Annotated in this window: 13 protein-coding genes; 8 read left to right on the top strand and 5 right to left on the bottom strand. The window is 55.7% G+C overall.

The window, feature by feature from the left end:
* The first annotated feature begins 307 nt into the window (after positions 1-307).
* Complete coding sequence (locus tag HMPREF2954_RS07345) at positions 308-901, top strand: YdcF family protein (protein WP_045072612.1); 594 nt, start codon at positions 308-310, stop codon at positions 899-901.
* Positions 902-1001: 100 nt separating this feature from the next.
* Positions 1002-2372: an adenylosuccinate lyase gene (gene purB / locus HMPREF2954_RS07340; protein WP_070689071.1), complete on the top strand. Its 1371-nt coding sequence runs from the start codon at positions 1002-1004 to the stop codon at positions 2370-2372.
* A 542-nt stretch (positions 2373-2914) separates the two neighbouring features.
* On the opposite strand, the gene truC is transcribed toward purB, so the two are convergent.
* Positions 2915-3622: a tRNA pseudouridine(65) synthase TruC gene (gene truC, locus HMPREF2954_RS07335; protein ID WP_045072608.1), complete on the bottom strand. Its 708-nt coding sequence runs from the start codon at positions 3620-3622 to the stop codon at positions 2915-2917.
* Positions 3623-3829: 207 nt separating this feature from the next.
* Here truC and HMPREF2954_RS07330 point away from each other — a divergent pair, with 207 nt between their 5' ends.
* Together HMPREF2954_RS07330 and rsgA are read left to right on the top strand one after the other, a co-directional pair.
* A complete protein-coding gene (locus HMPREF2954_RS07330; RefSeq protein WP_039404238.1) occupies positions 3830-4558 on the top strand; it encodes an LOG family protein in 729 nt (242 codons plus the stop codon).
* 213 nt (positions 4559-4771) lie between these two features.
* Complete coding sequence (rsgA, locus tag HMPREF2954_RS07325) at positions 4772-5638, top strand: ribosome small subunit-dependent GTPase A (RefSeq protein ID WP_045072607.1); 867 nt, start codon at positions 4772-4774, stop codon at positions 5636-5638.
* A gap of 96 nt (positions 5639-5734) precedes the next feature.
* On the opposite strand, the gene HMPREF2954_RS07320 is transcribed toward rsgA, so the two are convergent.
* The gene (locus HMPREF2954_RS07320; protein WP_045072606.1) at positions 5735-7597 is read right to left on the bottom strand and encodes a ribonuclease catalytic domain-containing protein; all 1863 of its coding nucleotides are present in this window, start codon (positions 7595-7597) and stop codon (positions 5735-5737) included.
* Between the two features lie 340 nt (positions 7598-7937).
* Here HMPREF2954_RS07320 and HMPREF2954_RS07315 point away from each other — a divergent pair, with 340 nt between their 5' ends.
* Positions 7938-9707 carry an acyl-CoA dehydrogenase family protein gene (locus tag HMPREF2954_RS07315; RefSeq protein WP_045072605.1) on the top strand — a complete coding sequence of 590 codons (1770 nt, stop codon included), beginning with the start codon at positions 7938-7940 and terminating at the stop codon, positions 9705-9707.
* Between the two features lie 67 nt (positions 9708-9774).
* On the opposite strand, the gene dinG is transcribed toward HMPREF2954_RS07315, so the two are convergent.
* Together dinG and HMPREF2954_RS12695 are read right to left on the bottom strand one after the other, a co-directional pair.
* Positions 9775-11925 carry an ATP-dependent DNA helicase DinG gene (gene dinG / locus HMPREF2954_RS07310; protein WP_045072604.1) on the bottom strand — a complete coding sequence of 717 codons (2151 nt, stop codon included), beginning with the start codon at positions 11923-11925 and terminating at the stop codon, positions 9775-9777.
* Between the two features lie 43 nt (positions 11926-11968).
* Positions 11969-12109, bottom strand: coding sequence for a hypothetical protein (locus HMPREF2954_RS12695; RefSeq protein WP_168165598.1), 141 nt, complete (start codon positions 12107-12109; stop codon positions 11969-11971).
* 116 nt (positions 12110-12225) lie between these two features.
* Between HMPREF2954_RS12695 and HMPREF2954_RS13255 the strand changes: the two genes are divergently transcribed.
* Complete coding sequence (locus HMPREF2954_RS13255) at positions 12226-12354, top strand: hypothetical protein (protein WP_321178094.1); 129 nt, start codon at positions 12226-12228, stop codon at positions 12352-12354.
* A gap of 44 nt (positions 12355-12398) precedes the next feature.
* Here the strand turns inward: HMPREF2954_RS13255 and HMPREF2954_RS07305 are convergent, their stop codons facing one another.
* The gene (locus HMPREF2954_RS07305) at positions 12399-12665 is read right to left on the bottom strand and encodes a DUF3079 domain-containing protein (RefSeq protein WP_003766405.1); all 267 of its coding nucleotides are present in this window, start codon (positions 12663-12665) and stop codon (positions 12399-12401) included.
* A gap of 204 nt (positions 12666-12869) precedes the next feature.
* On the opposite strand from HMPREF2954_RS07305, the gene HMPREF2954_RS07300 reads away from it, so the two are divergent.
* Positions 12870-13460 (top strand): sigma-70 family RNA polymerase sigma factor, encoded by a 591-nt coding sequence (locus tag HMPREF2954_RS07300; RefSeq protein ID WP_045072603.1) that lies wholly within the window; start codon positions 12870-12872, stop codon positions 13458-13460.
* Between the two features lie 18 nt (positions 13461-13478).
* Positions 13479-13649 carry an anti-sigma factor family protein gene (locus HMPREF2954_RS12405; RefSeq protein WP_003779645.1) on the top strand — a complete coding sequence of 57 codons (171 nt, stop codon included), beginning with the start codon at positions 13479-13481 and terminating at the stop codon, positions 13647-13649.
* Positions 13650-13695 lie beyond the last annotated feature (46 nt).

The raw sequence follows: 13695 nt of genomic DNA, 5'->3' as shown, positions 1-13695 counted from the left end.
AAACTTCTGGATTCCCGCCTGCGCGGGAATGACGCCATGAGCGATTTCTATTTTAAACCGATATACTGTGCAATTTAGGCAGGTCGGACTTTTGAATCAGATATAGGTTTCCAACATGCATCCCTACCCTCTTACGCCACACAAGCTTTCCGCTACGACAGAAAGATAACCTAAACCTAAATAAAAGGTCGTCTGAAAATCCTGTTTTCAGACGACCTTTTGATGTATGAATTTCGTAAAATTAAGGAATAATCGGAACCTGCCCGTACAGCCGCGTTCCAACTACTTTCATCATTTTAGGATTCGGATGCTCAAAAAAACCCTCGTTTTTATATTGGTTTTATTCTTTACCGCCGCGCTTTTGCCGCTGTGGATCATGTGGCGCGATTTTCAGGTGTCGCGGTTGGATGCGGATACGGTGCGTCCGGCGGATGCTGCGGTTGTGCTTTCGACCCGTGCTTATGAAAAAGGTCGTCTGAATCCTTGTTTGGTGGCGCGCGTTGAAGCGGCTGTCGAGCTGTATCGTGCCCGCAAGGTGAAAAAGCTGGTGATGACGGGCGGAGTCAGCCGTGATTTACAGTCCTCTGCGGGCAATATGCAGATGATTGCGGAGAAAATGGGTGTATCGAAGGCAGACATTATTCAGGAACAGGAAGCGGGCAATACGTTTGAAAACATCGTGTTCAGCCGAAAATTTATCGAAAACAGCCCGCGCGTCGTCATTGTCAGCGCCGGTTTTCATTTGGCACGGGCGCGGATGATGGCGGACAGGCAGTGGCAGGGGCACGATATTCAGGTGTATGCCGCGCCGTTTTGTTCCGAGCCTTACGGCGGCTATGGTTTCACGGTATTGCGCGAGTCGGCGGCGTTTGTCAAAAACGCTTTGAAGGGCAGGTTGTAGTTTCAGACGACCCGAATGTATATCGTTAAATCATGTATAATTGCAAACAATTTGACTGTTTGATTTAACCGTTTGACCGACCTACCAACAGGACTCCGACATGATCAACCCTATCGCTGCACTTTCCCCCCTAGACGGCCGCTACGCCAAATCCGTTGAAGCATTGCGTCCGATTTTCTCCGAATACGGCCTGATGAGGGCGCGCGTCAAAGTCGAATTGAGCTGGCTCAAAGCCCTCGCCGCCGAACCGAAAATCACCGAAATCCCCGCCTTCAGCGATTTCACGCTTGCCGAAATCGACAAAGTCATCGAAAACTTTTCATTGGAAGACGCAGCCGCCGTCAAAGCCATCGAAGCGACCACCAATCATGATGTCAAAGCCATCGAATACTGGCTTAAAGAACGCTTCGCCGGCGTACCCGAAGTCGCCGCCGCCAGCGAGTTCATCCACTTCGCCTGCACCAGCGAAGACATCAACAACCTGTCCCACGCCCTGATGCTGCAAGAAGCGCGCGAAACCGTCATCCTGCCGAAACTTGCCGAAATCATCGAAAAACTCACCGGCATGGCGCACGACCTTGCCGCCGTCCCCATGATGAGCCGCACCCACGGGCAACCCGCCACGCCGACCACCTTGGGCAAAGAAACCGCCAACATCGTGTACCGCCTGCAACGCCAGTTCAAAAACCTTCAGGCGCAAGAATTCCTCGGCAAAATCAACGGCGCGGTCGGCAACTACAACGCCCACATGGTCGCCTATCCCGACGTCGATTGGGAAACCCACTGCCGCAACTTCGTCGAAATCAGCCTCGGCCTGACCTTCAACCCCTACACCATCCAAATCGAGCCGCACGACTACATGGCTGAATTCTTCCAAACCCTCAGCCGCATCAACACCATCCTGATCGACTTCAACCGCGACGTTTGGGGTTATATTTCATTGGGTTACTTCAAACAAAAAGTCAAAGCGGGCGAAGTCGGCTCTTCCACCATGCCGCACAAAGTCAACCCCATCGACTTTGAAAACTCCGAGGGCAACCTCGGCATGGCCAACGCCGTATTGGGCTTCTTATCCGAAAAACTGCCCGTTTCCCGCTGGCAGCGCGACCTGACCGACAGCACCGTCCTGCGCAATATGGGCGTAGGCGTAGGCTATGCCGTATTAGGCTTCGCCGCCCACCTGCGCGGCCTGAACAAGCTCGAACCTAATCCCGCCGCGCTGGCCGCCGATTTGGATGCCACTTGGGAGCTGCTCGCCGAGCCGATTCAAACCGTTATGCGCCGCCACGGTGTCGCCAATCCTTACGAAAAACTGAAAGACCTGACGCGCGGCAAAGGCGGCATCACGCCCGAAGTGCTGAAAGTCTTCATCGAATCGCTGGAAATCCCCGCCGAAGCCAAATCCCAACTGCTCGCCCTGACCCCCGCGCTGTACATCGGCAAGGCAGAAGAATTAGCGAAACGGATTTGATGCAGCCTTGATGATTTGAGATTGAATCGAAACAAAAGGTCGTCTGAAAACCAAGATTCAGGTCTTTCAGACGACCTTTCGTCATATTTAAGAGTAGCGTGGGCTTTGCCCGCGACTTTCAGCCCGAACATCAGAATCCAATCATTTCTATTCATTCCGTGGGTAAAACCCACGCTACGGGCTTAGTTTTTGATACAGAACCCGCCACCAGCCGTCATTCCCGCGCAGGCGGGAATCCATCGTAAAATCTGAGAAGCCTTGATTTGAAAAACAGTTTCTGAATTTCAAAAATGGATTCCCGCCTGCGCGGGAATGACGACGACCGGTAAGTTGCATACCGAAAATAAAGTAATTCAGCTATACCCACAAAATAAATACAAGTACACACACCCAATTCAGACTGACGGACGGAAAATCCCGCGGGCAAAGCCCACGCTACGGGGTTCGGTTATCTCAAAGCGTGTTTTGATGAATAAAGGTCGTCTGAAACCCGTGTCCGGCTTTGCAACATTATCAACCCACCTGTTGGCACGACCTTTTGCTTACGCTTTAAATGCATCCAGCCAAATTCGCCAGCTCTCGTCGGTATCGGCGCAGACGGTCAGGGTTTCGCCGTTTTCGATGCTTTGGAATGACAGGCTGCGGGCGTGGAGCATGAGGCGGGTGGGGCCGAGGTGGGCGGCGGTGGCGTGGTTTTGGCGCAGGTCGCCATAATTGGTGTCGCCGACGATGGGGTGGAAGATGTGTTTCATGTGGCGGCGCAGTTGGTGTTTGCGGCCTGTGTGCGGGATGAGTTCTGCCCACGAGTAGCGTGAGGTCGGGTAGCGGGCGGCGGATTGGAAGGGCAATTCGGTGCGCGCAAGGCAGCGGTATCGGGTTTGAGCGTCTTGGAGGGTGGCTTCGGTTTGGGATTCGGCGATTTTGTCGGGCTGATATTTGAGGGGGTAGTCGATGAGTCCGTCGTCGGGCAAATATCCGCGCACGATTGCCCAGTAGGTTTTGCGTGTGGTTTTTTGTTCAAACTGCTGCGTCAGCAGGCGGGCGGCTTCGGGGTCGAGGGCAAACAGGAGGACGCCGGATGTGGGGCGGTCGAGGCGGTGGGCGGGATAGACGTGTTGTCCGATTTGGTCGCGCAGGGTTTGCATGACGAACTGTGTTTCGTGGCGGTCGAGCCAGCTTCGGTGGACGAGCATTCCGGCGGGTTTGTTGACGGCGATGGTGCGGCTGTCGCGGTAGAGGATGTCGAGCATGGCGGGCTATGGGCGGAAATGGGGAATTGTAACGCAAGCGGCCGCGGCTGCAACGGCAATCTTGTCCCTTTCGCGCGGGTTGACGGGCTGGAACGCATGATTCGGTTCAAATAAGGAACACTTACTGCCGTTCATGTTTGCGTTTTCAGACGACCTCGGGTTCTGTCGGTTACAATGTGGGGATTCAACAAGATGAAGGAAAAAACCGTGAGCCTGCTCAAAAAACTGCCCAAGCCTATGCTGACCGATGAGGCGCGCCGCGAGATTCAGGCGCGGGAGTCGTATCATGTTTTGAAGATTATTTCGGAATTTGTCGAAGCGGGCGAGGAGCTGCGGGCGATTCAGCCTGCGGTCAGCATTTACGGCAGCGCGCGCACGCCGGAAAACCATCCCGACTACGAATTTACGCTGCGGCTGGCGCGCAAGCTCTCGGATGCCGGTTTTTCCGTCATTTCGGGCGGCGGGCCGGGGATTATGGAAGCGGCGAACAAAGGCGCGTTTGCGGGCGCAAGTCCGGCGGTGGGGCTGAATATCGTGTTGCCGCACGAACAAAAAGCCAATCCGTATCAGGATTTGTCCATTAAATTCCAACACTTCTTCCCGCGCAAAGTGATGTTTGTGAAACACGCGGTCGCGTATGTCGTCATGCCCGGCGGCTTCGGCACGCTGGACGAATTGTTTGAAAGCCTGACGCTGGTGCAGACGGGCAAAACGCCCGACCGTCCGATTATCTTGGTGGGCAAGGATTTCTGGTCGGGCTTGTTGGACTGGATACGCAAAGAGCTGCTCGGGCGCGGGCTGATTTCGGAAGCCGATATGGATTTAATCCGACTGATTGATGGTGAAGACGAAATCATCGAAGAAATCTTCGCGCACTACGAAAACCGCTTGGAAGATTTTTCTGAAGGCGTCAACGCGTGGTCGCTCGGATTGTGATGGGCTGAGAGGTCGTCTGAAAACCTTCCGAATCTCGCGGGTTGCGTTGAAATCAAGACAAGCGGCAACGCCGTATCGGTTTCCAGTTAATCCACTATAGAATCGTTTCAGACGACCCCTGCCTATTTCGGTACAATATCTTTTCTCTTCGCCGCAAGGCTACCACGCCGCTGCGAATATTCCCTTTATCCACTCCACCCGACCCAACCGTTCATGACCGATACCGCCCAAATCATCACCAGCTACGGCCGCCGCTACATCGTGCGCACGCCCGACGGCAAAACCTATGAAGCCAGCACGCGCAAAAAGCGGGTGGATTTCGCCTGCGGCGACCGCGTGCATATCCAAAACATCAACGCCGAACAAGCCGTCATCGAAGACTACCTGCCGCGCGAAAGCCTGCTCTACCGCCAAGACGCTTGGAAAACCAAGCTCATCGCCGCCAACGTCAGCCAGCTCCTTATCGTTACCGCCGCCGTTCCCTCGCCCAGCGAAGCCCTGCTGCAACGCGCCCTCCTTGCCGCCGAAGCCGCGGGCATCCAAGCCGTCATCGTCCTGAACAAAGCCGATCTGCCCGAAACCGCCCTCTGGCGCGAAAAACTCAAATTCTACGAAACGCTCGGTTATCCCGTCATCGAAACCCGCGCGCTGGAAAACGCCGACATCCTGCGTCCCGTCCTACAAGGGCATACCAACATCCTGCTCGGACAAAGCGGCATGGGCAAATCCACCCTGACCAACGCCCTCTTAGGCAACCAAACCGCCCGCACCGGCGACATCTCCACCGCGCTCGATTCCGGCAAACACACCACCACCCACGCCCAGCTCTACGATTTAAACGAAGCAACCCAATTAATCGACTCACCCGGTTTGCAAGAATTCGGCCTGCACCACCTCCAAGCCGCCGACCTGCTGCAATACTTCCCCGACCTGCGCCACCTCGTCGGGCAATGCCGCTTCCACAACTGCACCCACCGCGCCGAACCCGGCTGCGCCGTCAAAGCCGCCGCCGAAGCAGGCGAAGCCAAACCCGAACGCATCGAATTTTTGCAACGGATAACGGATGAATTGTTGAGATAGGGTAGGCAATCGGAATTGTCTTTGTGAAATAAAAAAACGTCGTCTGAAAACTTGTAAAACAGGTTTTTCAGACGACCTTTTTTCATAACGGCAAACTTACGCAACCGCAGGGGCAACGGCTTTCACATAATTCAGCGCGATAAACTGCTTTTCGGGATCAAGCTCGGTGATTTTGAGCAGGACTTGCGATTTGGGCAGCGCGTCGAACGGGATGCCGGTGGCGCGGGTTACCAGCGGCAGGCCTTCGATGCGGACAAGGTCTTCTTTGAGGATGGTCGCGGTCAGCTCGGTTTTGCCTTGCTGTTGCAGGTACACGAGGCTCCAGTAGGCTTCCATCTGCCGTTGGAAATCGGCGTAGGCGGCGTAGGCAGTGTCGAAATCGCGCAGGGCGGCGAAGAGTTCGGCATCGCTTTGTTGGAAGAGCGGCTCGGCGGTGTCGTCTATCAGGCTGAGGAGTTGTTTTTGGTTGATGTAGTCGGCGGCGCGGCGCAGCGGCGAGGTGAACCAGCCGTAATGCTGTACGCCCATGCCGATATGCGGCTCGGATTTGGTGCTCATGCGCACTTTTCCGGCGGGTTGGACGCGGAAGAGGCCGGGCAGGTCGTTGTCATGGAGCATCTGCGCCCAAGTGCTGTTAGCCAAAATCATCATTTCGCTGACCAACATATCGATGGGCGAACCGCGTTCGCGGCGGACGACGGAGACTTTGCCTTCTTCATCCAATTCAATGCTGTAATCGTATTGCGGCGCGCGGTCGGGTTCGTATTTGCCGCGCGCTTTTTGCAGGGCGACGGCGAATTGGTGCAACCAAATCAGGTCTTGATGATGGGCGAACATCATTTCGCCGGCTTCGTCCAAGCCGGTTTCAGCGTTGAAATGCGGCTCGATGGTTTGAATGCGCAGGTTTTCAGCGATGTTGACGGCTTCGATTTTGCAGGTCGGCTCGCCGACGTTGAACTCGCTGTCCACATCAAAATAAATGCTGACGGCAGGACGGTACGCGCCCGCATCGAGGCTGAACGCGGCAATCCAGTTTTCGGGCAGCATGGTGATTTTGCCGCCAGGAAAATAGACCGTGCTCAAGCGTTCCATGATATTTTTTTCCATTTTGTCGCCCGGTTTAACGGCAAGCGACGGCGCGGCGATGTGGATGCCGACGCGTTTCGTGCCGTTGCCCAAGTCGGTCAGGCTCAAGGCGTCGTCCACTTCGGTGGTCGATTCGTCGTCGATGGAAAAGGCGGTAACGTCGGCCTTGGGCAGGTCGGGCATTTCCGGAAGAGGGAGGTCGGGGAAACCTGTTCCTTTGGGGAAGTATTTGATTTCAAACCCGTCTTGCAGATATTGGGGAATGGACGTAATGCCGCCTGTTTTTTTCGCCAATTCGTAGGCGGAGGTTTTCAGCGCGTCGGCGGCTTTGGTAAAGGCTTTGTAGGTCAGCGACTGCTTGTCGGGCGCGTGCAGGATGGTTTTCAAATCCGCCGCGATTTCAGACGGCATCTCGCCGCGTTTCAATGCTTCCGCCCAAGCGTCGATTTGCGCGTCTTGTTGTTTTTTGCGTTCGATGGCGGCAAGCGCCTGTTTCAAAGTTTCTTCGGGCGCGGCTTTGAACACGCCTTTGGCTTTTTTGTAGAAATACATCGGCGCGGCGTACAGCGCAATCAAAGTCGCCGCCAGCTCGGTTTTGGTCGGCGCATGACCGTAATATTCTTCGGCAATCGCCTCGGCGGAAAATTCTTCTTCGCCGCATACTTCCCACAATAAATCGGTGTCAATGTCCGCCGCCTGCGCTTGCGCGTTCTCCAAAAACGCCGCCATATCGCCGTCAAACTCGGCAAAGACGTTGTTCGCCTTCACTTTGGTGCGCTTGCCGTGTTGGGTATCGACTTGGTAAGTGGCGTCGTTTTTTTGGACGATGGCGGCGACTTTGAACTGGCCGGACTCTTCGTAAAAGATATTCATGTATTGCTGCTGTCAGGTTGAAGTGGGAAACGGACGATTTTAGCAGATTCTTGTTGATAAAGACGGACAAAAGGTCGTCTGAAAAACTTGCCCTCCCCTTCTCATTTCATTGAAACCGCCTTTTCAGACGACCTTTGACGACTTTGACCGCGCTCAAACCTGCTGCGCTCTGCCCATGCCGCCCGATTTGAAATAATTTGTTTAAAAATAGAAGGATAGGTTTGTATTTTACCCAAGGTCGTCTGAAAACCTGCGCTTTGCAAACCTGTGGTTTAGGATTAGTATAACTATACCAATTTATCCCAAATCCATTTCAAATCATTCACTTCGGAGAGATTCCATGAGCTACACGGCCCCTGTAAACGAATTGCGTTTCGGCATCCGCGTGCACGGCAGGTTGGACGAAATCCTGCAACTGCCCCATGCGGAAGGTTTGGATGCGGAAACGGTGGATGCGGTGCTGGACGAAGCGGCGCGGTTTGCGTCGGAGCAATGGGCGGACACCAACCGCACCGGCGATTTGCACGGCGCGGGTTTTTCAGACGACCTGATTACCACCCATCCCGATTTGGCGCGTGCCTACTATGATTTCTGCGAAGCGGGCTGGGCGGGTTTGCGCGCGCCGGCGGAGTTTGGCGGGCAGGGGCTGCCGGCGGTCGTGTCGGCGGCGTGTGAAGAGATGTGGTGCGCCGCCAACCTCGCCCTGTCGCTGATGCCGATGCTGACGCTGGGTGCGGTGGACGCGCTGTTCAAACACGGCAGCGAGGAGCAGAAACAGACCTACCTGCCGAAAATGTGCAGCGGCGAATGGGCGGGAACGATGAATTTGAGCGAACCGCAGGCGGGTTCGGATTTGAACCATATCGCCACCCGCGCCGTGCCGAAAGAAAACGGCGCGTATGCCCTCAGCGGTCAGAAAATCTTCATCACTTGGGGCGATCAGGAAATGACGGAAAACATCGTCCATTTGGTGCTCGCGCGCCTGCCCGATGCCGCGCCGGGCGTGCAGGGCGTGTCGATGTTTATCGTGCCGAAATATTTGGTGAATGCGGACGGCAGCTTGGGCGGACGCAACGGCGTGCGCGCCATCGGTATCGAACACAAGCTCGGCATACACGCCAGCCCGACCTGTACGATGGAGTTCGACAACGCCGAAGGCTATCTAGTCGGCAGGGCGGGCAAGGGTTTGGCGTATATGTTTACCATGATGAAAACCGCGCGGCTGAACGTCGGCATCGAAGGCCACGCCGTCGCCGAACGCGCCTACCAAAACGCGCTCGCCTATGCGAAAGAACGCGTACAGGGACGCGACGAGGCGGACGATTCAGACGACGTAGCGATTATCCGCCATCCCGACGTGCGCCGTATGTTGTTGATACAAAAGGCAACGCTCGCCGCCCAACGCGCCCTCTATCTGCGCGCCGCCGCCCTGACCGATTTTGCCGCCGCCTGCCCCGACAACGTATTGCGTAAAGAAGCGGAGCGCGAACTGGATTTCCTGATTCCCATCGTCAAAGCCTGGCCGACCGACAACGGCGTCGTCCTGACCAACCTTGCCATCCAGATTTATGGCGGCGCGGGTTACGTCGAAGAAAGCGGCGTGGCGCAATACCTGCGCGACGTGCGGATTACGCCGATTTACGAAGGCACCAACGGCATACAGGCCGCCGATTTGGCGGGACGCAAAACCACCGGCAAAAACGGCGCGCTGCCCTTGAAGCTTCTCGCCGAAGGCAAAGAGCTGGCGGACAAACTCGCCGCAGTCGAACCCGCCGCCGCGCAGCAACTGGCGCAAGCCATTGAAAAGGCGGAACAAAGCATCGCCCGCATGGTCGGATACGCCGACCGCCCCGCCCTCGCCGCCGCCGCGTCCAACGCCTACCTGCAACAAATGGGGCTGACGCTCGGCGCCATCGGACTCGCCCGCGCCTACCTTGCCGCCGAAGCTGCCCAAGTGGAAGATGCCGACGGCTTCGGCAGCGGTTTCTACGCCGCCCAGCAACACAACGCCCGCGTCTATTGCGCCCACGTCCTGCCGCAGGTTTACGCCTGCGCCGCGCAGATTGAAAACGCGCAGGCATTGCTGGACGTGCCGTTAGAACTTTATTGACGGATACGGGTTTGAAAAAGGTCGTCTGAAACTGGAAATCAGGTTTCAGACGACCTTTTTATGGGTTTCAACCTATCCTTTTAAACGGCGGCAGGCTGGCTAGTAATTGTTGGCCGTACCGCTGCGTTTTGACGCGGTTGTCGAGGATGGTCACGCGGCCGTAGTCTTGTTCGGTGCGGATGAGGCGGCCGACGGCTTGGATGAGTTTGATGCCGGCTTCGGGGACGGTGATTTCGATAAAGGGGTTGCCGCCGCGCTGTTCTATCCAGCGGTTTTGGGTTTTTTCGATAGGGTTGTCGGGCATGGCGAAGGGGAGTTTGGCGATGATGACTTGCACGCAGGCGGTGCCGGGCAGGTCGAGTCCTTCGGCGAAGCTGTCGAGTCCGAAGATGATGCTGGCTTTGCCTTCTTCTATGGCTTGGTGGTGTTTTTGCAGGAGGACGGCTTTGGGCAATTCGCCTTGTACGAGCAAGAGCGGCAGGTAGTCTTCGGGCAGGCGCAGGGCGACATCCTGCATTTGTTTGCGCGAGGAAAACAGGACGAGCGTGCCGATGGCTTCGGTGGGCGAAATGAGCTTGGGCAGCCATTCGACGATGGCGGCGGTGTGCGCGGCGGGGTCTTTGGGGCTGGCGTGTACGGGTGGGATGTAGAGTTCGCCTTGCGCGTCGAAATCAAACGGGCTTTCTAGGGCGAGGGTGGTGGTTTCGGGCAGCCATTGCAGTCCGGTTTGGCGCAGGATCAGGTTGAAGCTGCCCAAGGATTGCAGGGTGGCGGAGGTCAGCACTGCGCCTGCCGCGCGCCGCCACAGGCTGTTGGCGAGATGGGACGCGCTGCTGATGGGGCTGGCGTTGAAAATGTAGTCGTTTTTGTCGTCGGCGCGGCGGGTTATCCATTTCGCCAGTGGTTCTTCGCCCTCGAGGGGGACGGTGGAGAGCAAGTCCCATGTAGCGGTGATTTGTTCGATACGGGCGCGGAATACGCCGAATTCGGTACTCAGGCGGTCGATTTGCGCGCTGTTTTGGTCTTTGTCGCGGCGGGCGGCGGACAGGGCGTCGTTGAGGCTGTTGATGTGTTTGTAGAGGCTGCGGGCGGCGATGGCGGTGTTGGAAACGGTGGTTTCGAGGCCTTCGGGGATTTTGCCGTCTTCCCATAGCCAAGTCGGTTCGCTGTTTGTCCGTCTGTCGTTTTCAGACGACCCCAAGCTCAAAGACGGCTCTTCGGCGAGGTGGAACTGCCATTCGTGCAGGCTTTCGAGCAGCGCGGCGGCGGCTTCGTCGGCAAGGTTCGCCAACTCGCCTTTGTCGGTGAGCGCGGCGATTTTGCCGGTAACCTGCGGCAGTTTTTCCAACGCCCACACGGCTTGGTTCCACGAATGCTCGGCGGCAAACTGGCTGAGTGCTTTCTTGGGCAGGTGGTGCGCTTCGTCGATGCAGTAGAAGCTGTTTTCAGGGTCGGGCAAAATGACACCGCCGCCCATGCTGATGTCGACCATCAGCAAATCGTGGTTGGTGACGACGACATCGACGGTTTCCAGCGTGTCGCGGGCAAGGTAAAACGGGCATTCCGGGCGGTTGGGGCAGGCGGCTTTGAGGCAGCCGTAGTTGTCGTTGTTCACCTTCATCCAAATGGTGTCGTCGATTTTTTCCGGCCAAGTGTCGCGGTCGCCGTTGAACCGTCGGGCGGAAAATTCGTCGGCGATGTCGCGCAGCAGTTTCAATTCTTCGGGCTTGGGTTTGCTGTCCCACAACACGGCGGGGGCTTCGAAGCCGAGCAGGTTTTGCTGGGCGTTACTTTGCGTCAGTTGGTAGAGTTTGTAGGGGCAGAGATAGCGGCCGCGCCCTTTGGCAAGCGCGAAGGTCAGTTCCAAACCGCTTTTTTCAACCAGAAACGGCAGGTCGCGGTCCACCAGCTGCTCCTGCAAGGCAACCGTCGCGCTGCTCACAATCAGCCGCTTGCCGCGCGTCTGCGCCATAATGCCGCCCGCCAGCAGGTAGGCAAGCGATTTGCCCACGCCGGTCGGCCCTTCGATAACGGCAATGCTCTCGCCCTCGCGCTTGGGCGGCTCGCCGCCTTCTTCGCGCGTCAACGTCCGCGAAAAAGCGTTGGCAACCGCCGCAATCATTTCCCGCTGCGAAGCGCGCGGACGGAAACCGGGCAGGTTTTTGCCGATATTTTGGTAATGGTCGCGGATAGCGTTTTTTTCTAAATCGGTGAGCATTGAGGTCGTCTGAAAAGGTGGATTTGCTTATAAATTGGTTATTTTAGCATTTTTCGCGGACGGGTTCGGGAGAGATGGGAGGGGTCGTCTGAAAAGCATATTTTGGCGTTTTCAGACGACCTTTGGTAAGAGAAGCCACATTGGGATGGGGGATTTGAACCGTTGTCGTTTCTGTTGCCGTCATTCCCGCACAGGCGGGAATCCATTTTTGAAATTCAGCAACTGTTTTTCAAATCAAGGTTTCTCAAGTTTTACGATGGATTCCTGCCGTAGCCTGTCCTCGCGTAGGCGGGGGCGGGAATGACGGAATTTGATGAGTTACCGCATTTAAAGTTAAGAATGTTTGCTATAGAGATGGGCAGCGGCGGTTTGGCGCGGGTGGGGTCAATTTCTTGGTGTATCGTTGAAATTAAAGATAAGGGCGCATGATTGCGCCCCTTCGGTTTTCAGACGACCCCTTAAGCTTGGCGGGATTAAGCCGTTTTGTTCCGCAACGGCAGTTTGATATGCGGCTTGGCGGGTTTGGGCGCTTCTTTCAAGCCCAGTTCGATTTGCTGCTCTTCGCTCAACAAATTGCTCCAGTCGCCTTTTTTATACCACTCGCGCCCGTCCAATTCGATGGGGTGCTGAATGCGCTCGCAGCCGTTGCCGCATTGCAAATCGTCTTCTTTACAATATTTGTCGCAACCCCAGCAGATGCGCTCCGGCGCTTTGGGGAAGATGGGGAATTTTTTTGCCATAGTGTGAAATCCTTGTTTTTATTTTCATGAAATTATAAATGATTCAATTGCGACAGCTTGGTTTTTGTACGTCTTTTTACGCTGGACAGTTAAGAAATGTATAAGGTCGTCTGAAAGGCAGAGTCTGTGCGTCCGTCTGTTTCATCACACGCCTTCCCTATATCGGCGTAAAATCCGTACCTATTCATTCGATAATAATACATTATGCCCTTCCCCGAATTGACTGACGCCGAGCTTGCCGAATCCCGCAAGCTGCTCCTGCGTTTTGCCCGCATCCAATTGCCCGACCGCCCCGATTTGGCGGAAGACCTTGTGCAGGAAACCATGCTTTCCGCCTACCGCGCTGCCGAAGGTTTCAAAGGAGATGCACAAGTGGGCAGCTGGTTGTTTGCCATTCTGAAAAACAAAATTACCGACTGCCTGCGCCAGATTGGACGGCAGCGCGAAATATTCGCCACGCCTGCGGAAGAAATGTTGGACGAAGCCTTTGAAGAACGGTTTGCATCAGATGGGCATTGGACGGCGGAAGGCCATCCGCAAACTTGGGCCTCGCCCGAAAAAACGTTGGACAACAAAGAGTTTCGTGAAATCTTGCAAACCTGCCTCTACCAAATGCCGGAAAACACCGCCCGCGTGTTTACCATGAAGGAAATCCTCGGCTTCTCGTCCGACGAAATCCGCGAGCAATGCGGCATCAGCACGTCCAACTACTACACCATCATGCACCGCGCCCGCGAAACCCTGCGCCAATGCCTGCAAATCAAATGGTTCGGCAATGCAGGACATGCCGGTTAAGCCCGTTAGGAAAACACGATGAACAAATGCCGCAAAACTGCCTACCTGCTCTCCAAAAAACAGGACGAAACCCGCCTGACCGTTCCCGAACGCGTTTTTCTGGGCAGCCACCTGCTGATATGCCCCCATTGCCGCGAATATAAAAAACAACTCGACCTTATTCAGAAAGCCATGAAAAAGATGTTTTGAAGCTGGCGGATAAGGTATAGTGGATTAAATTTAAATCAGGACAAGG

It is taken from the genome of Neisseria sp. HMSC067H09 (assembly GCF_001814135.1).
GTDB lineage: Bacteria > Pseudomonadota > Gammaproteobacteria > Burkholderiales > Neisseriaceae > Neisseria.
This window is presented reverse-complemented; position numbering and strand designations above follow the sequence as displayed.

What these genes read in the sequence shown, in the direction of transcription:
- HMPREF2954_RS07345 (WP_045072612.1), top strand. Translation starts at nt 308, where the DNA reads ATGCTCAAAAAAACCCTCGTTTTTATATTGGTTTTATTCTTTACCGCC.
- purB (WP_070689071.1), top strand. Translation starts at nt 1,002, where the DNA reads ATGATCAACCCTATCGCTGCACTTTCCCCCCTAGACGGCCGCTACGCC.
- truC (WP_045072608.1), bottom strand. Translation starts at nt 3,622, where the DNA reads ATGCTCGACATCCTCTACCGCGACAGCCGCACCATCGCCGTCAACAAA.
- rsgA (WP_045072607.1), top strand. Translation starts at nt 4,772, where the DNA reads ATGACCGATACCGCCCAAATCATCACCAGCTACGGCCGCCGCTACATC.
- HMPREF2954_RS07320 (WP_045072606.1), bottom strand. Translation starts at nt 7,597, where the DNA reads ATGAATATCTTTTACGAAGAGTCCGGCCAGTTCAAAGTCGCCGCCATC.
- HMPREF2954_RS07315 (WP_045072605.1), top strand. Translation starts at nt 7,938, where the DNA reads ATGAGCTACACGGCCCCTGTAAACGAATTGCGTTTCGGCATCCGCGTG.
- dinG (WP_045072604.1), bottom strand. Translation starts at nt 11,925, where the DNA reads ATGCTCACCGATTTAGAAAAAAACGCTATCCGCGACCATTACCAAAAT.
- HMPREF2954_RS12695 (WP_168165598.1), bottom strand. Translation starts at nt 12,109, where the DNA reads ATGACGGCAACAGAAACGACAACGGTTCAAATCCCCCATCCCAATGTG.
- HMPREF2954_RS13255 (WP_321178094.1), top strand. Translation starts at nt 12,226, where the DNA reads ATGACGGAATTTGATGAGTTACCGCATTTAAAGTTAAGAATGTTTGCT.
- HMPREF2954_RS07305 (WP_003766405.1), bottom strand. Translation starts at nt 12,665, where the DNA reads ATGGCAAAAAAATTCCCCATCTTCCCCAAAGCGCCGGAGCGCATCTGC.
- HMPREF2954_RS07300 (WP_045072603.1), top strand. Translation starts at nt 12,870, where the DNA reads ATGCCCTTCCCCGAATTGACTGACGCCGAGCTTGCCGAATCCCGCAAG.
- HMPREF2954_RS12405 (WP_003779645.1), top strand. Translation starts at nt 13,479, where the DNA reads ATGAACAAATGCCGCAAAACTGCCTACCTGCTCTCCAAAAAACAGGAC.